Source organism: Marinobacter sp. (assembly GCF_041984545.1).
In the GTDB taxonomy this organism is placed as follows: domain Bacteria; phylum Pseudomonadota; class Gammaproteobacteria; order Pseudomonadales; family Oleiphilaceae; genus Marinobacter.
In genome coordinates, this window is sequence record NZ_JBHIXV010000009.1 from 1 (window position 1) to 16066 (window position 16066).

General features: G+C 60.5%; 17 protein-coding genes. 11 read left to right on the plus strand and 6 right to left on the minus strand.

From position 1 onward, the window contains the following. Positions 1–606, minus strand: a 606-nt coding sequence (locus ACFC20_RS06010) for an IS1380 family transposase (protein WP_375192203.1), incomplete at its 3' end; no start/stop codon positions are given. A gap of 319 nt (positions 607–925) precedes the next feature. On the opposite strand from ACFC20_RS06010, the gene ACFC20_RS06015 reads away from it, so the two are divergent. Then, positions 926–1534, plus strand: coding sequence for a lysozyme-like domain containing protein (locus tag ACFC20_RS06015; protein WP_375192320.1), 609 nt, complete (start codon positions 926–928; stop codon positions 1532–1534). Between the two features lie 3 nt (positions 1535–1537). Here the strand turns inward: ACFC20_RS06015 and ACFC20_RS06020 are convergent, their stop codons facing one another. Then, positions 1538–2437, minus strand: a complete 900-nt coding sequence (locus ACFC20_RS06020; RefSeq protein WP_375192204.1) for a LysR family transcriptional regulator — start codon at positions 2435–2437, stop codon at positions 1538–1540. Positions 2438–2566: 129 nt separating this feature from the next. Between ACFC20_RS06020 and ACFC20_RS06025 the strand changes: the two genes are divergently transcribed. Continuing rightward, positions 2567–2761: a hypothetical protein gene (locus tag ACFC20_RS06025; protein WP_375192205.1), complete on the plus strand. Its 195-nt coding sequence runs from the start codon at positions 2567–2569 to the stop codon at positions 2759–2761. 113 nt (positions 2762–2874) lie between these two features. Here the strand turns inward: ACFC20_RS06025 and ACFC20_RS06030 are convergent, their stop codons facing one another. Together ACFC20_RS06030 and ACFC20_RS06035 are read right to left on the minus strand one after the other, a co-directional pair. After that, positions 2875–4557: an AMP-binding protein gene (locus ACFC20_RS06030; RefSeq protein ID WP_375192206.1), complete on the minus strand. Its 1683-nt coding sequence runs from the start codon at positions 4555–4557 to the stop codon at positions 2875–2877. 179 nt (positions 4558–4736) lie between these two features. Further along, complete coding sequence (locus ACFC20_RS06035) at positions 4737–5165, minus strand: Lrp/AsnC family transcriptional regulator (RefSeq protein ID WP_375192207.1); 429 nt, start codon at positions 5163–5165, stop codon at positions 4737–4739. A 118-nt stretch (positions 5166–5283) separates the two neighbouring features. Here ACFC20_RS06035 and ACFC20_RS06040 point away from each other — a divergent pair, with 118 nt between their 5' ends. Both ACFC20_RS06040 and ACFC20_RS06045 read left to right on the plus strand, forming a co-directional pair. After that, positions 5284–6330 carry an arginine N-succinyltransferase gene (locus ACFC20_RS06040; protein WP_375192208.1) on the plus strand — a complete coding sequence of 349 codons (1047 nt, stop codon included), beginning with the start codon at positions 5284–5286 and terminating at the stop codon, positions 6328–6330. Next, complete coding sequence (locus ACFC20_RS06045) at positions 6320–7126, plus strand: DUF1338 domain-containing protein (protein ID WP_375192209.1); 807 nt, start codon at positions 6320–6322, stop codon at positions 7124–7126. Before ACFC20_RS06040 ends, ACFC20_RS06045 begins: the two co-directional genes overlap by 11 nt. 20 nt (positions 7127–7146) lie before the next feature. Here the strand turns inward: ACFC20_RS06045 and ACFC20_RS06050 are convergent, their stop codons facing one another. Next, a complete protein-coding gene (locus ACFC20_RS06050; protein WP_375192210.1) occupies positions 7147–7803 on the minus strand; it encodes a protein-L-isoaspartate(D-aspartate) O-methyltransferase in 657 nt (218 codons plus the stop codon). Between the two features lie 157 nt (positions 7804–7960). On the opposite strand from ACFC20_RS06050, the gene ACFC20_RS06055 reads away from it, so the two are divergent. Beyond that, positions 7961–8626, plus strand: a complete 666-nt coding sequence (locus tag ACFC20_RS06055; RefSeq protein ID WP_375192211.1) for a hypothetical protein — start codon at positions 7961–7963, stop codon at positions 8624–8626. Positions 8627–8642: 16 nt separating this feature from the next. On the opposite strand, the gene ACFC20_RS06060 is transcribed toward ACFC20_RS06055, so the two are convergent. After that, positions 8643–9413, minus strand: coding sequence for a TSUP family transporter (locus tag ACFC20_RS06060; RefSeq protein WP_375192212.1), 771 nt, complete (start codon positions 9411–9413; stop codon positions 8643–8645). A gap of 91 nt (positions 9414–9504) precedes the next feature. Between ACFC20_RS06060 and ACFC20_RS06065 the strand changes: the two genes are divergently transcribed. The 6 genes from ACFC20_RS06065 to ACFC20_RS06090 all read left to right on the plus strand — a co-directional run bounded on the left by ACFC20_RS06065 (position 9505) and on the right by ACFC20_RS06090 (position 15950). Then, positions 9505–11382: a methyl-accepting chemotaxis protein gene (locus ACFC20_RS06065; RefSeq protein ID WP_375192213.1), complete on the plus strand. Its 1878-nt coding sequence runs from the start codon at positions 9505–9507 to the stop codon at positions 11380–11382. Between the two features lie 96 nt (positions 11383–11478). Next, positions 11479–12540, plus strand: coding sequence for a PA0069 family radical SAM protein (locus ACFC20_RS06070; protein ID WP_375192214.1), 1062 nt, complete (start codon positions 11479–11481; stop codon positions 12538–12540). An 81-nt stretch (positions 12541–12621) separates the two neighbouring features. Next, positions 12622–14265 (plus strand): murein L,D-transpeptidase, encoded by a 1644-nt coding sequence (locus ACFC20_RS06075; protein WP_375192215.1) that lies wholly within the window; start codon positions 12622–12624, stop codon positions 14263–14265. Between the two features lie 5 nt (positions 14266–14270). Then, positions 14271–14723 (plus strand): hypothetical protein, encoded by a 453-nt coding sequence (locus tag ACFC20_RS06080; protein WP_375192216.1) that lies wholly within the window; start codon positions 14271–14273, stop codon positions 14721–14723. Beyond that, positions 14710–15660 carry an alpha/beta fold hydrolase gene (locus tag ACFC20_RS06085; RefSeq protein WP_375192217.1) on the plus strand — a complete coding sequence of 317 codons (951 nt, stop codon included), beginning with the start codon at positions 14710–14712 and terminating at the stop codon, positions 15658–15660. The genes ACFC20_RS06080 and ACFC20_RS06085 overlap by 14 nt, the downstream gene beginning before the upstream one ends. Then, positions 15657–15950, plus strand: coding sequence for a SelT/SelW/SelH family protein (locus tag ACFC20_RS06090; RefSeq protein ID WP_375192218.1), 294 nt, complete (start codon positions 15657–15659; stop codon positions 15948–15950). Before ACFC20_RS06085 ends, ACFC20_RS06090 begins: the two co-directional genes overlap by 4 nt. Positions 15951–16066 lie beyond the last annotated feature (116 nt).

A 16066-nucleotide genomic window follows, 5' to 3' on the forward strand; every position in this document is an offset into this window, starting at 1 on the left:
GCCAGGGCGCAGTGCAGCGGTAATGAACTTGCCCGACAGGCCTTCGAACAGAAACAGCGGCAAGTAGCAGTGACTCTGGTAATGGTGATTGTAAAACGCCAACTCCTGCTGGCCATGGGTCCGGTCTTCGGAGTGATCCATATCCAGCACGATCATCTCTGGAGGCTTGGCGTAGCTGGCGACAAACTGCTCTACAAAGGCTTCGGCCAGGCGGTAAAGGTCGCGGGTGTTAACGGCATTTTCCAGACGCGAGAACGTGGGTGCGCTGGCCAGGTCCTGCTCCGCCTCAAGCGGTTTGCGCTCGGCGCCGAGCTTGAACATCGGGTCACGGCGCAGCGCGTTGGCGTCATTGGCATCGGCATAGCCACAGGCGATCTGGAAGATCCGCTGAGTTAATAGATCGGAAAGTGAGTGGTCGATATAAGAGGCATGGCGGCGATCGCTGATGGCCTGGGCCAGTCGATGAACCAGGCCGATCTGCTGGTCTACCCCGCGCAGCAGCAGGGGGCCAAAGTCGGATGACAACGCTCCGCCCTCGAAATCCGCACGCACGGTAAAGCCGGCAAAGGGAGGAAAGCGCAGTTGAGTTGGGATAGAATTGGACATGGGCGGACCTTGTTTGGCTTCTTCCGAAGCGTTATTGGCGTAACTCCCATTATATCAATGGGTTAAGCAAGGTTCGCCTTTTTTTATGAATTTTTCGGGCTAGGGGAATGCGCTTCATTTACCTATCATCCGAGACACATTGGTCGTTCCCTTATGCCATGTCGGCCCCGGCTGCGGCAAGCAAACCCGGGGCTACGGAGATGACGGTTTGGTAGGAAAACGGACACAGCCACGCCGGCCAGCGCAACGCCGACGCCGCAACCTGGCGCTCTGGAAGAGCCGGGCCAGGTGGTATGGCCTGCCGTTGCTGGGTTTGCTGATGGGAGTTTGGGCGACACTGCGCTTCAGCCTGCTCGAGCCAGACCCGCCCGCCAACCCGGACAATCTCTGCGACATCTTCCGGGAGCACCCGGTTTGGTATGACTACGCCCGGGATTCCGAACAACGCTGGGGCACGCCCATCGCAACCCAGATGGCCTTCGTCTATTACGAGTCGTCTTTCCGCAGCCATGCACGTCCGCCGAGAACACAACTCTGGGGTTTCATCCCCTGGACCCGGCCAACCACCGCCTATGGCTATGCGCAGGCGCTTGATCCGGCGTGGCGTGAGTACCTGGAAGCGAATGGCGGTGGCTGGTTCACCGTGCGCACCGATATGGAGTACGCGCTCGACTTCGTGGGCTGGTACAACCGCCTCAGCCACGAACAACTGGGGATTCCCTTTTCTTCCCCGCGGCAGCTTTATCTCGCCTACCACGAGGGTCGCGGCGGCTACGCCCGGCGCAGCTTTGAACACAAACCCGCGATAACGGGCCTGGCCAGCCGCGTCCGCAATCGGGCGTTCCGTTACGACAATCAGCTGAAGACCTGTGAGCAGGAATTCCAGTGCTGGCGCTGGTACCAGTTCTGGCCCTTCTGCCAGAGCTGAGGATCAGAAGCCAGAGGAAATTTCGATCTGCGTCTCCAGCGCCTGCAATCGCTCCACCAGGTACTCCATGACAATGCGCACACGGGCCATCTGCTGGGTGTCCTGATTGACATGAAGCCAGAGGTCGACGCTCTCGCCATCCAGGGGATCTGACAGCCGACGGAGCTCCCGGGTGCTTTCCCCCAGGTAACACGGCAGAACCGCAAGGCCCGCACCCGCCCGGGCCAGTGCATGCATCGACTGCAGGCTGTTACAGCGAATGAAGGAGGTCACGTTCTTCAGGTGCTTCCGGTACCACCGGCCGGTGGCCAGGTGGCTGAAGGTTTCATCCGGCACAATCCAGAGTAGGCCCTCCGGGTGGTTTTCCACATCCATGTTCCGGTGGCGACGGCAGAACCGGGCGGAACCATACACCGCCGACTCAATCGCCGCGATCCGTGTGCCCTCGAGTGTAGCCTGTGGTTTGTTTTCGGGGCGCAGGGTCAGGTCAGCCTCGCGATGGCTCAGGTTGGCCACATCGTTGTCGGTGAGAACTTCCAGCTCGATGTCCGGGAACGACCGTACCAGCTCCGAAAGAATCGGGCTGAGCAGCTCGTTCATCATGGCGTCTTCGGCGGCGAGCCTGACCTTGCCCACGGGCGCGGAATCCTGGCCCACCAGCTTGCGCTCAAGATTCTCCATCTCTATGGCCAGTCTTTCGGCTTCCCGAAAGGCGGTTTCACCCACCGGCGTAAGCTGCAGACCATCCCGGCTTCGCTCAAAAAACTGCACCCCCAGCGACTCTTCCATCTGGTCGAGCCGACGCAGAACTGTGGTTTGGTGCACACCCAGTAATTCTCCGGCTTTGGCCAGCGTTCCGCCTATTGCCAGAGCCCGTATGTATCGAAGATAATCCCAGTCCATAGTTACTGCATATTTGCAACGATAGTACGGATTTTAACGTATTCAAGCTGCAAATAAGAACCCTTAGAATTGTTGGTAAATTAAAGATAGATCGCTAATCAATCCATCAGATAAAAGGAGGAAGGCGCTATGACTCAGACCCATATCGCAACCGTAAACCCGCTGCCGTCCAGTATCCTCCACAACAGTGCTGAGGTCAGGCGCCAGTACACCCGTCTTGCTGCGAGGCAGGCGGTGCAGTATATCAGCCGCAAGATGCGCAGCTTCAACCGGAAAGCGGTCAGCGTTGCTCCGGACATGACCCAGGTTCAAGGCGGTCACTGAGCCGGCCGACTCAGGTGTCATGGGCGCGGGGACGCGCCGACAGGCAGGCAAGCATAAGGATTTGAAAACGCCGGTGGCGCCCGAGGGCCCCACCGGCGTTTTGCGTTTCAGGCTCAGAACTCCCAGACAACCTTGCGCTTCTGGCTGAACCACTCATCCATCTTGCGGTTGTAGTAGTCCTCGATCACGTTCCGCTTGATCTTCATGGTGGGCGTCAGCATCCCGTTTTCCATGGTCCAGGGCTCGCGTACCACCACCACGAACGCCACCTTTTCGTGGGCCTCGCATTCGGCATTGACCGCGTCCAGCTCCTCCGCCAGCTCCTGTTCCAGGGCACCGCGATCGGCGCCGGTTTCCAGCTCATCCCTGGCCTCCTCGGAGAGCAGGACCATCAGGCACGGCTGCGGCTGATTGGCCCCCGCCACACACACCACTTCGGCCTTGGGGTGGTTGAAGCGGTTCTCGATGGGCACCGGCACCACGTATTTGCCCTTCGAGGTCTTGAAGATGTCCTTTACCCGGCCGGTAATCCGAAGCGTGCCGTCCCGATCGATCTCACCCATATCGCCGGTCTTGAGGAAGCCGTCCTCGGTCAGATCCTCTTTGGTCTTCTCTTCGTTCTTGTAGTAGCCGAGCATCTGACCGGGGCTCTTCACCTCGACTTCGCCGTTCTCGGCGATGCGATGCTCCACCCCCGGGTTGGCCATTCCCACGGAACCGGCTCTGGCCTGTCCGGGACGATTGGCATGGGAATAACCAAAGTTCTCCGACATGCCATAGACCTCAAGCAACTCAAGGCCAAGATTCCGGTACCAGTTGACAATCTCCGCCGACAGGGGCGCGGCACCTGTCAGTGCGGCACGGCAGTGGTCCAGCCCCAACTGGCGAAGCACTTTCTTTTTAACCAGAGAACTCACAACCGGCAGGCTGAACAACAGTTTCTGTTTCTTCGGCGGCAGCTTGGCATTGACGCCCAGATAAAACTTCATCCACAGCCGGGGCACGGAGAAGAACAGGGTTGGCCTGGCCCGCTGCAGGTCTTGCTGGAAGGTGTCCAGAGAGTTGGCGAAGTACAGGTGAAAGCCGTAGTAGAGGGATTGGGTTTCTACCGCCGCCCGCTCGGCCACGTGGGCCAGCGGCAGATAGGACAACATGCGCTCGTCGGAAGACACCGGGAACAGCTGCTGCAGGCCATCCGCCACCGAGATCATGGTACGGAAGCTGTGCATGACACCCTTGGGGCGACCGGTACTGCCGGAGGTGTAAACAATGGTGGCGAGCTTGTCAGGATCGGGCAACTTTGGCTCAGCCGGTTCCTGACTCTTGATAATTTCCAGCCATTTCGGCGTGTCCTCCCGGGGGGACATGGGCAGGGATATGATCGGCAGATCCTCGGGAATATGGCCCTTGATGTCGTTCCAGCCGTCGGCGGTGCCGTCCAGCTTGCCCAGGAACAGCAGCCTGGTCTCACTGTGCTCCAGCACGTAGGCCGCGGTATCGCCATTGAGCGTGGGGTACAACGGCACCGAAACATGGCCTGCCGCCCAGATGGCCAGATCGGCAAGGATCCAGTGGGCGCTGTTCTTGCCAAGGATGCCAATGTTGCTGGACTCCGGCAGCTGGAGGCTGTTCAGGTGAGCCGCCATGCGCGATACCTGGTCAGCGGCCTGCTTCCAGGTGATGTCTTCCACCCGACCATCCGCGTAAGGCTGAGTGAGATAAACCCTGTCCGGGGCCTGCTCCGCCCAGTAGTAAAGGCAATGCAAAGACGTCTGCTTGCGGGGATCTACCGCCATACAAGTGCTCCATTCTTGTTGTTGTACTGCTTGTTGTCACGCGCGCCCGCGAGTACAGAAGCGCGCCTTCGAATCGGTTGCCGATCCATACCAGCGGGATTTTCGACCCGCTCAATAGCATTTAGTGCCTTGCCCGTTGGCCAATTTGTCCCCCGTTGAGACCCATCTCTCATATTTCCTCAGCGCCGGAAACGGGTCTCAAGCACCACCGCCGAGTTGGTGCGCTCAACGCCTTCCAGGTTGCCAATGGCATCCAGCACCGCGCTCAGTTCTTCCAGGGACTGGGCCTGCACGATGGCAATCAGGTCGTACTCGCCACTTACCGAAAACAGCTGCGACACCTGGCTAAGGCCCTCCAGGGCAGTATTGGTTCGGTTGGTCAGCTTCTGTACCACTTTGATGGATACATGTGCCTCTACCTGGCTTGCCGCAAATTCGCCGCCCAGCTGCACGGAATAACCACGAATTACACCAGCGTTCTCCAGCCTTCGAATCCGGTTCTGCACCGTTGACCGGGAAACGTGCAGGGCCCGCGCCAGATCGGTGACGCTTGCCCGCGCACTCTGGCGTAGCAGGCCGAGTAACTTCTGGTCCTGAGAACTGATCATTTTGATTCTTCACTTTTGCTTTTTGATAATAAACGATATCAAATCGCGCATTTTGCGTCTGCATTTTGCCATTATTTATACGCATACTGGGCTCATCAAAACCATGAGGAGCCAGGCCATGCTCATTCGACCGGTTGCCCCCGGAGACCTTGACGCGCTGTACCAGATTGCCCTGGAATCCGGCCCGGGATTCACTTCCCTGATGCCGGACCGTGATGCGTTGGCCCGGAAAATCGACCTCTCGGTTTCAAGCTTTGAGCGCGCCATAGAGCGTCCCGGCAACGAACACTATCTGTTCGTGCTGGAAGACTGCGAGACGGGCGAGATCATGGGGACCACCGGCATTGAGGCCTCGGCTGGCATTGAGCGCCCGCTGGTCCACCTTCACCGGCAGGTACTGACCGACAGCACCGGTGTGCGCCGTGTCGGCCGGCCCCGGGAGTTGCTGACCCGATGCCAGCATTACCGCGGCTGCACCGAGATCTGCTCCCTGTATCTGCGCCCTGCCTTTAGAAGGGCAAACGCTGGCAAATTGCTGTCACGCGTGCGCTTCGTGTTCATGGCCCTTCACCCCGAGCGTTTCTCTGACCTGGTCATTGCCGAGATGAGGGGCGTCTGGGATCCTGCCGGCCAGTCGCCGTTCTGGAACTGGCTCCAGAGCCGCGGCCCCGACCTGATTCCGGACCAGCAGCCGCTGTTAACCGAACAGATGACCGACGCCGCACGCAGCGCCCTTGGCGAAGTCCACATCGACACCCGGCCAGCGCGGGCGATGCTTGAGAAAGAAGGCTTTCAGCACGCGGGCTATGTGGATCCGATCGACGGTGGCCCTACTCTGGAATGTCGAAGAGAGGACATCGCAAGTGTGCAGAGCACCCGCTCAGGCTCCGTGGTAATACTGTCAGGCGCGAATGAATCCACCGGCCACCGGACGCGCACCGGGGGTGACGCCATTGTCACCAATACCGGTGTTGCCGATTTCCGGGCCACTGTGTCCCACCAGTTACATGCCGACGCCGGGCGCGTCACTGTTCCGGCTGCCCTGGCACGCACACTGGGACTGTCCGCAAACGGCCGGGCCTGCTATCTTCCGCTTACCGGTCGGCAGTCGCCAGCCGCGCTCGAGGGACACATGTCAAATGAGGAGGTCCGATATGCATACTGACGCCGATACCCTGTTCAAAGAGCTCTGGGACTCTTACCGGCAGGTGACGCCCTCCGCGGAACGCATTCACAGGATTCTCGGTGCCGAGGAAGGCCAGCGCATTGTCAACGACCACATCGCCCTGAGAACCTTCAACCTTGATCCCGTTCGGCTTGATGCCCTGGCAGAACATTTCCTCAGCCTCGGCTATCGCCAGGGTGGCGACTATCATTTTGAAGCGAAAAAACTCTACGCCCGGCATTACGAGCCTCCGCGGGAGGATTTGCCCAAGGTGTTTATTTCCGAGCTATTGGTTGACCAGTGCTCCAAGGAACTCCAGTCAACGGTCAAGGGTCTGGTTGATCAGGTCTCACCCGAGGCGGTAGCAGCCAATGATTTTCTGTATTCGGGACGTCATTGGCAGATCGACTATGGCACTTACAGCAATCTGCTTCAGGAGAGCGAATACGCCGCCTGGATGGCCGCCTGGGGTTACCGGGCCAACCACTTCACAGTCAGCATCAATCATCTGGAGCGCTTCCGCACGGTGAGGGACATCAATCAGTTGCTGAAGGAAAACGGCTACGAGGTGAACGCCTCCGGCGGCGAAGTCAAAGGGTCGCCGTCAGAGCTGCTTGAGCAATCATCAACCATGGCGGATCGCGTTCCGGTCCAGTTCTCGGACCAGACCGTGACCATCCCCAGTTGCTTCTATGAGTTCGCCCTGCGCTACCCGAAGGCCGACGGCCACCTTTACTCCGGCTTTGTGGCGGCCTCGGCAGACAAAATCTTCGAGAGCACCAACGCCGGCCGTTGAGGGGCCGCAGCCGAGAGGCCTCAGGACCAGCCCTGCTCACCACGCAGGGGCACAAAGCGAACCGCGCCCAGATCTTCCGTGCGGAACTCATCATCGGACAGGCGGGTGACACGCTCCAGGTACTGAACGCCCTGTTCACCCCCTACCGGAATCACCAGGTGTCCGCCCAGGGTCAACTGGTGTTTCAGGGCCTCGGGTACCGCCGGGGCTCCGGCGGCCACCACGATGCCATCGAAGGGCTGGTGCTCCGGCCAGCCCAGGGTGCCATCGCCACAGCGCACCCGGACATTGTCGAAACCCTGCGCCGTCAACGCCCTTTCGGCCCTGTCCGCCAGCTCCTGAATCCGTTCGATGCTGAAGACTTCGCCGGCGATGCAACCCAGGACCGCCGCCGCATATCCCGACCCGGTTCCAATATCCAGAACCCGCTCGCCGCCCTCCAGGTCAAGGGCTTCGATCATCAGTGCCACGATATAAGGCTGTGAAATCGTCTGCCCGGCACCGATGGGCAGCGGACCATCCTCATAGGCGCTGTCCCTCAGGTGCACCGGTACAAATTGCTCCCGGGCCACCCGCCCCATGGCCTCAAGAACCGCGGGGGAATCAATGCCACGGGCCCGGAGCTGTTCGTTCACCATGTCGGCCCTGCGCTGCTCAAAAGCCCGATGCTCGCTCATGGCGCTGCCTCCAATGCCTGATCCATTTACCGGCCGTTACAAAGCAATAACCTTTTTACAACGGCGGCCTGCCCATTATCTGCCTACTTTTTAATCGCCGACAATAACAAACAGACAACGGAGGTCGCCCCTGGGTCACCGTTGTCGAGGAGGAGAAATGTCCACATCCGTTAACCACCTCGACGAGCGGACGCGGGACGCCGCGGAATTGCTCGAAGAGATCATGCCCTCCGCCATCACGCTTGCCATGATGCTGCGGCACCGGAAGATGGCCGCGTGGCTACGCGCAGAATTCGACGGCTACCAGGATCCGCAATCAGCACCACCTTACCGGCGCCAACTGCACGGTCATATTGTTGCCAGGTCGCCCCAGTACGGGTGGATTCCAGCACCGGTGAACGAGGAACAGAAAGACACCTACGGCCGCCTCGACCTCATCGACGGCGTAAAATCGCTGGAAAAAATCTGCGTCAATTGCAAGAAAGGCAATGGTAACCGCATCCTGCTGGAGAAAGACGACATGGCAATTCTCCAGAAGCACATCAATCTCACCGCCGAACTGGCCATCAACCTGAGTCGCGACACCTACTGCCGTTTGCTGAGAACCGTTCGTGCCAGCATCTACCTGTGGACCCAGGAACTCATGAATCAGGGCATTGCCGGTGAGCACAATCACTACAGCCAGGAAGAGCGGGCAAAAGTGGCGCATCTGGACGAGCCGGAGAAGTTCTGGCGACAGGCCATGGAGGAGGTGGACCAGCTACCGATTCCGAACGTTCGCGAGCGGGGATTTCTGGAACGGGTATTCGGGCGCGCCGGCTGAGGACGCACCCCAAGGCTCACAGAACGCTGACAATACCGAGGCTGCTGACCACCAGCAGAACAACGCCGAGCACCCGGAAAAACACCGGTGTCTCGGCGCGCAGCATGCGGTCGTGGGCGTAGAGGCCGATCACATGGCCCACCGCCGCACAGGGCAACAGCCACAGGTGATGGATCAACTGCAGATCGACGCCCGCCCAGATGAACGCCGCCATTTTGATGAGCACCAGAATGAACCAGAGCGCGAACAGCGTGTCTCGCAGCTTTTCCTTGGGCAGGTGCTGGGCCACCACAGCAATAATCAGCGGCGCACCGATCAGGGATGTGCCGCTGATGTAGCCCCCCACCATCAGGAAAATGGCATCCACCGCCCGACTACCGCTGCGAAATGGGCGATTGACGATGTAGGACACCGAGTAGAGCGCGACAATCACGAAAATAATGGCGCTGAGCACATCCGAGGGCATGGTGATCAGGCCGAACACGCCGATCAGCTTGGGCACGATCATGATGCCGAGAATGCGCCACAGATACCGCCAGTCAACGGTGCCCGCGCTAACCTCGCCCGGGGTAGAGCGGCTACGGTTGTTCATCCAGATGGTCAGCGAGGAAAACACCAGCAGATGAACGGCAATGATCGGCAGGAATACCAGCGGCTGATCATGCACCAGCAGCAGGAATGGCAACGACAGGACCGCACCACCGAAGCCAAGCCCCGAGCGGACAAAACCACTCCAGACAAAGATCAGGGCGATAAGAAGGTATTGGTAGTTGGCAAGATCAGACATGGAATCCCGAAATTGAAAAGAACCGCCAGTTGGCGAGAACTGGTCTAAACTCAGTCAGTTGTATAAAAACGATAATGTCCGGAGTACGTTGATGGCCCTGTCCTGGAACCAGAAATTCATGCTGTTGATCGTCGCCACCCTGATCGGGCTGGGGCTCGCCACCACCGCCTCCCTGAGCGGGCTGGGTCGGGTCTCGGACGCCTACGAGGCACGGGGGCAGGCGCGAGCCTACGAATCGGCATCCCTTACCCTGCTCAACGACTGGCTCGCCCTCGAGCGACTGAGCGGTAGTCTCGAGCCGGAACAGGTGGAGGAATACCAGCAGCAACTGGCCTCGCTGGCAGAACAGGCCACCTCACTCAGCGAGTCCGCCGTTACCCTGCCGGATGACGACATCGCCAGCATGGCAGAACAGATACAGGCTCAGGTGGCAGAGTATACCCGACTTCGGGCCGAATGGCTGGCCCTCAAGCAGCAACTGGGCCTGACCGCTTCCGATGGGTTGCGTGCCACCATGGCGACCGCCATTGATGAGAATCTCAGAAAAATCAGCATTTCCATCTTCAATAACGACATCAACACCATTGCCTCTACCTACCGGGACTACCTGGACACATTCGACCCTGCCTACGCCCAGGCCACGCGGGAAGCTCTCGAGCGCATGAAGGCGACGGTGGTCGAGATGGACTGGCAGGACATCGACATCGGCCAGGCCGTCAAAGCCTTCGACGAGGCGTTTACCCGGGCAGAAACCCTTGCCAGCCAGCTGGCTGGTATCGAGAGCCAGCTTGAGAACGTGGGAGGCGCGATACGCAGCCTGGTGAGCCGCCAGAATAACCTGCTCCGTCAGGAACTGATTGTGGCGACCAGCCAGCAGGCAGAGGACACTCGCACCTTCTCCACCTGGCTGATCATCATCACGGCGCTCGCCGTTGTTGTTATCCTGGTGCTCACCCTGACTACGGCCTCAAGAACCCTGGTAAAGCGTCTGAACGCCACCGTGGATCTGCTCACCCGTGTGGCCGGGGGCGATCTCAGCCATCGGCTGGAACCCGGCAAAAATCCCAATGACGAGTTCACGCGCCTGGGACAGGCCGCCAACAAGATGCTCGACGATGTCTCCGGCGTTATCAGCCAGGTGGTCGACGGCAACCGCATGTTGTCGGAGCTGCAACAGGAGCTGGACGGCCTGGTCGACAAGATGGGGCGCAATGGCGAGCAGGTGGAGGAAGAAACCGAACAGACCGCCACAGCCGTGCAGGAAATCTCCCACACGGCGGTGGATATTGCGAAGTACACCCAGTCAGTCAATGATGCTGTGCAGAGCGCCAACGGCGCCGCCCACTCCGGGGCCGATGTGGTTCGCCGCAGTGCTGAGACCATGACTTCCCTGGCCGAACGTATCCAGAAAACCCACGATCAGGTTGGCAAACTCGGCAAGACCGGTGAAAAGGTCAACTCCATCGTCGGAGTTATCAACGGCCTGGCCGAACAGACCAATCTGCTGGCGCTGAATGCCGCCATCGAGGCCGCACGCGCCGGAGAAGCCGGGCGGGGCTTCTCGGTGGTGGCCGACGAAGTGCGCTCGCTGGCCGAGAAAACCGTGAACGCCACCAACGGGATTGCCGAGATCGTGGACTCCCTGAACCAGGAAACCCGGGCCATTGCCCGCCTCATGGAAGAGGGTCTGAGTTCCGCCGGAGAGGGCGAGCAGAGCGCCCGTGAGGCGGCCCGCGCCATTGAACAGATCACCGGCGCCATCCGCCAACTGGCCGGCGACATGAACCAGGTAGTCTCGTCGGTAGAGGGCATATCCACCACCACGGAGGAAATCGCCCAGAAAGTGGAGCAGATCCATGGCCACACCCAGGAAACGTCTGGCATTCGTCAGAACCTCACCGCCCACATTGAACGGCTTTCGTCCCAGGTGACGACCCTGACCACGGCTTCGCAGGGCTTCCGTCTCTGAGCGTGGGTATGACCGGCAACACCTGGCAGTTGCGCGGCAAAGAAGACAGCGCTAGCATGGCAGATACTGTACATTTAAACAGTATCAGGTGTACCCATGAAAACCCGCGCCACGGCCCTCAATCCGCACAACCGTTTCCAGCCCATCGCCACCGACCGGGAGGTGGACGACGGCTGGTATCGGGACCCTGAGGACGAGTTCAACCCGGACAGCGTCGCCACTGAGGTTATTCTGGAGAATGCCAGAACCATCATCAGCCGGAATTCGTCACCAGACGTGCCGTTTGATCAGTCGATCAACCCCTATCGGGGCTGCGAGCATGCCTGCATCTACTGTTTTGCCCGGCCAACCCATGCCTACTGGGACATGTCACCGGGGCTGGATTTCGAGACCCGGCTGATCGCCAAACCCAATGCCGCCACCAGGCTCCGGGAAGAACTCGACAGGCCGGGTTACCGGGTATCGCCCATTGCCCTTGGCGTGAATACCGACGCCTACCAGCCCCTGGAGCGGGACCAGAGGATTACCCGGCAGGTGCTAGAAGTGCTGTCTGACTATCGCCACCCGGTCTCGATTATCACCAAGGGCGCGCTCATTCTCAGGGACCTCGACCTGCTTTCCGATATGGCGGCGCAGGGGTTGTGTTCGGTCAGGGTCAGCCTGACGACTCTGAGCAATGACCTCAAGCGCTCGATGGAACCCCGTACCGCGGCGCCCGCCACCCGCCTGAAAATGATCCGGCAACTCAGTGCCGCGGGGGTGCCCACCGGGATCATCCTCGGGCCGGTGATTCCCTTTGTGAACGATCATGAGATCGAGGCCATCCTGGAGGCAGCCGCCCGGGCCGGCGCCACCCGGGCCAGCTGGATTATGCTACGGTTACCTCACGAACTGGACGAGCTTTTCCAGGACTGGTTGCGCAGGCACTTTCCTCAACGGGCCGAACATGTGATGAACCGCATGCGCGACCTCCGGGGAGGCAAGAGCTATGATGCCACCTTCGGCCGACGGATGACCGGCACCGGTCCCTATTCGGACCTGATCCGTCAGCGATTCACCAAAAAAGCCCGCCAGCTGGGGCTCAACCTCCATGAGGCGGAGCCGCTGCGTGTCGACCGGTTCCGGCGCCCGGGTGGGGAACAAATGGCACTCTGGTGATATCAACAGAACTGGTAAGCTCAGCATTCCGGCAGGACCGGCCGCTCAGGAAGTATTGCCACGGGGAGGCAACCAAAACCCATGATCAACGTTCGTCACCTGTCGTTTGTGACTCTACTGGCGACCCTGTTGCCATCGCTCTTGCTTGCGCACGCCCATGCTGCCGAAGGCGCCAATGAACACATCGTCTCGAGAATCGAGGCACTGAACGGCGGTTTTCCGGTAGAAGTGCTTGGCAGCCCGCTCATGGCCAGCAAGGCGCTGCCCGCGTTCTACGCCAGCAACGGCTATCGCCTCGCCTGGGAATCGATGGAGTACCGCCAGCAACTGGCCGGGGCAATCGGGCGCGCCAGCGACGACGGCCTGCTGCCAGGTGATTACCATGCGGATCTCCTGGCAAGCCTGGCCTCCGCGCCGATAGCCGATATCTCGCCGGCACGCCGTGCCGATATCGACCTGTTGTTTTCCGACGCCTTCCTGGTGTTCGGGTCACACCTGCTGGAAGGCAAGGTCAACCCCCAGACCATCCACGCCGAGTGGACGGCCAACCGGCGCCAGCGGAAGATGGAGTCGGTACTGACCGATGCGCTCGACAGCGGCGATATCGGTGAGACACTGGATGCTCTGAGGCCGGCGCATCCCGCCTATCGCCAACTGATGGAAGTTCGCCGTTCACTGGCCTCGGAAGCCGGGGCGCCCTGGCAGCCACTGGCCGACAAACCCACGCTCCGGCCGGGTGAGCAAGACCCGCGATTGCCGGAAATACGCCACCGGCTGGCCGCCCTGGGCGACCTTGAGCCTTCCGGGAATGAAGACCACGCCACCCAGCTCTACAACGCACCCCTGGAAACAGCCATCAAGGCATTTCAGGCAAGGCACGGGCTGGAGGCGGACGGAGTGATCGGCCGGGACACCTTCAAGGCCCTGAACCTCACGCCTGCGGCGCGCATACGCCAGCTTGACGCCACCCTGGAGCGCTGGCGCTGGTTGCCTGAGTCCCTGGGCGAAACTTACGTGCTGGTGAACATTGCCGGCTTTGAGCTGACCATGGTTGACCGGGGCTCCGAAGTGCTGCGCAAACGCGTGATCGTCGGCAAGCCCTTCCGGCAAACCCCGGTCTTCAGCGATCAGATCGAATATCTGGTGTTCAATCCGACCTGGACCGTGCCCCGCACCATCATGCTGCAGGATCAATTGCCCCAGATCCTGAAGGATCCGGACTACCTGGCAAGGCTCAACATCAGCGTCTACCGGGGCTGGGGCGCCGATCGGGTGCGGATTGATCCTGCCATGATCGACTGGTCCGCCCTGGGCAAGAACAACTTCCCGTACCAACTGGTTCAGGAGCCGGGGCCTCAGAACGCGCTCGGACAGGTCAAGTTCATGCTGCCCAACCAGTACGACGTCTACCTGCACGACACCCCGGGCAGGGGGTTGTTTGCCAAGTCGGAGCGCACCTTCAGCTCCGGCTGCATTCGGGTTGAGCAACCCTTCGATCTGGCGGAACGCCTTCTTGCCGGTTCACCCAACTGGTCCCGGGCGAGAATCGACGGCATCGTTGACGGCCACGCGCCGCAAACCGTGCTTTTGCCCAGGCCCGTACCGGTTCATCTCCAGTACTGGACCGCCTGGGTAGACGGTGAAGGCCGAATTCAGTACCGCAACGATATCTACGAGCGGGATGCCCGCCTGCTCAAGGAACTTAAGGGATCCATGGAGGGCTGACCGGCGTGCATCGGTTTCTGATTACCTGTGTCTTCGGCCTGCTTCTGGCAGGCTGCCAGTCTCAACCACCGACCGGAGCTGATGTCGCGCCCGGCGCGGTGCTGATCAGTGCCCAGCATTGCCTGAGCGAATACCTCGAGGAACTGGAGAAAAACCACTATGGCCCCTGCCTGAAGATCATTTCGGTCGATGGGCAAGCGCCTCCGGTCCGCGCCGACGGCTTCATCGAGCTGCCCGCCAGAACGCCTGTGACGCTCGGTGTCAGTTGCGTCTACCGGCACGCCGATGGCTCACCCATTCCGGCCACCATGGAGAACACCGAATTTCCCGTTACCCGGACAACGTTCGAGAACCCGGGCACCCGCTGGTATCTGCACGCCCACAGACAGGCCCGGCAAGTGGTGGGGTGCGAGCCTACTCTGTCCCGCTCTGTCTATCCAACCTATGACACCGAGTAACACCCCGCGGGAAAACGACCGGACGCTGGTGCTCGCGGATGGCCGAAGACTGGCCTACACCGATTGCGGCGACCCGGAGGGCACTCCGGTGTTTTTCGCCCATGGTATGCCCGGCAGCCGTCTGGAAGGGTATTTTTTTGACACGCTTGCCCGGGCCCACCGCTTTCGGATTATCACCGTCGATCGCCCGGGCATTGGCCGGTCGGAGTTCCAGGCCGGGCGGACACTCCGGGATTACCCACGCGACATCGAACAACTTGCCGACGCCCTGGGCATTGATCGCTTCACTCACATGGGCTGGTCCAGTGGTGGCTCGCGGACGCTGGCGTGCTGCCACGGGCTGGCGGACCGCGTGGAGCTCGGTGTCTGTCTCTCTGGTTATACCCATTTCCCGGAATACCCCGGAAACGGGAGACTGCTCGAAGCCACCCACTGGCCCGGGCCGGCCATGGCCAAGCTCAGCCCGCGGCTGGTGCGGGTTGCCGTGTGCCTGGTCGCCTGGCTGTCCCGTGTCCAGCCGGGCCTGTACATGAGAAGTGCCCGGCAGATAGCGAGCGTCCATGACCGGGAGCTGCTTCAGTCGCTGGCTGGCGATGGCCGATTCCGGGCCGATCAGCTTGAGTGTCTCAACAGCCGCTGTCGGGCCATCGCCACGGATCTTCTGACCGAACTGGGTGACTGGGGTTTTCGCCTCGGCGATGTCCGTACGCCGGTGCTGATCTACCAGGGCGCCGACGATCCCTTTGTACCGGTGGACTATGCGCGCCACCTTGACGATAAACTGCCTGCCTCCGAACTCACCCTGATGACGGACACAGGCCATCTTTATCCGCTGTCCGGGGTGTTTCAGGAGCGTCTGTTCACACACATCCGGCAGATGCTTCTCAACGGCCGTACACGACCATTCACCGACAACTCTTCAAGGAATGCATCATGACCAACAAAGTGGACATTCATTACTGCACCGGCTGTCGGTGGCTGCTTCGCTCAGCCTGGATGGCGCAGGAACTGCTGACCACCTTCGAGGCGGACATCAGCGAACTGAGCCTGCACCCGGGCAGCGGCGGCATCTTCGAAGTCTGGGTGAACGGGGAGCGAGTCTGGTCGCGCAAGGACGACGGTGGCTTCCCGGAGATCACGGTGCTCAAGCAACGGGTCCGTGACCAGATCGATCCCGAACGCTCGCTGGGCCACTCGGACCGGAAGTCCGCCGACTCTCCTGAGTGATGCCTGACTGATCCCTGAGTGATCATTCAAAAATACTGACAGGCTGCTTCGATATTCTTCGCTTTAAGACCCACGCCTCCGGCCCGATAGTAGAGCGCCATACATACACCAACACG

What these genes read in the sequence shown, in the direction of transcription:
- ACFC20_RS06025 (WP_375192205.1), top strand. Translation starts at nt 2,567, where the DNA reads ATGACTCAGACCCATATCGCAACCGTAAACCCGCTGCCGTCCAGTATC.
- ACFC20_RS06050 (WP_375192210.1), bottom strand. Translation starts at nt 7,803, where the DNA reads ATGAGCGAGCATCGGGCTTTTGAGCAGCGCAGGGCCGACATGGTGAAC.
- ACFC20_RS06035 (WP_375192207.1), bottom strand. Translation starts at nt 5,165, where the DNA reads ATGATCAGTTCTCAGGACCAGAAGTTACTCGGCCTGCTACGCCAGAGT.
- ACFC20_RS06090 (WP_375192218.1), top strand. Translation starts at nt 15,657, where the DNA reads ATGACCAACAAAGTGGACATTCATTACTGCACCGGCTGTCGGTGGCTG.
- ACFC20_RS06085 (WP_375192217.1), top strand. Translation starts at nt 14,710, where the DNA reads ATGACACCGAGTAACACCCCGCGGGAAAACGACCGGACGCTGGTGCTC.
- ACFC20_RS06075 (WP_375192215.1), top strand. Translation starts at nt 12,622, where the DNA reads ATGATCAACGTTCGTCACCTGTCGTTTGTGACTCTACTGGCGACCCTG.
- ACFC20_RS06055 (WP_375192211.1), top strand. Translation starts at nt 7,961, where the DNA reads ATGTCCACATCCGTTAACCACCTCGACGAGCGGACGCGGGACGCCGCG.
- ACFC20_RS06040 (WP_375192208.1), top strand. Translation starts at nt 5,284, where the DNA reads ATGCTCATTCGACCGGTTGCCCCCGGAGACCTTGACGCGCTGTACCAG.
- ACFC20_RS06065 (WP_375192213.1), top strand. Translation starts at nt 9,505, where the DNA reads ATGGCCCTGTCCTGGAACCAGAAATTCATGCTGTTGATCGTCGCCACC.
- ACFC20_RS06070 (WP_375192214.1), top strand. Translation starts at nt 11,479, where the DNA reads ATGAAAACCCGCGCCACGGCCCTCAATCCGCACAACCGTTTCCAGCCC.
- ACFC20_RS06045 (WP_375192209.1), top strand. Translation starts at nt 6,320, where the DNA reads ATGCATACTGACGCCGATACCCTGTTCAAAGAGCTCTGGGACTCTTAC.
- ACFC20_RS06030 (WP_375192206.1), bottom strand. Translation starts at nt 4,557, where the DNA reads ATGGCGGTAGATCCCCGCAAGCAGACGTCTTTGCATTGCCTTTACTAC.
- ACFC20_RS06015 (WP_375192320.1), top strand. Translation starts at nt 926, where the DNA reads ATGGGAGTTTGGGCGACACTGCGCTTCAGCCTGCTCGAGCCAGACCCG.
- ACFC20_RS06020 (WP_375192204.1), bottom strand. Translation starts at nt 2,437, where the DNA reads ATGGACTGGGATTATCTTCGATACATACGGGCTCTGGCAATAGGCGGA.
- ACFC20_RS06060 (WP_375192212.1), bottom strand. Translation starts at nt 9,413, where the DNA reads ATGTCTGATCTTGCCAACTACCAATACCTTCTTATCGCCCTGATCTTT.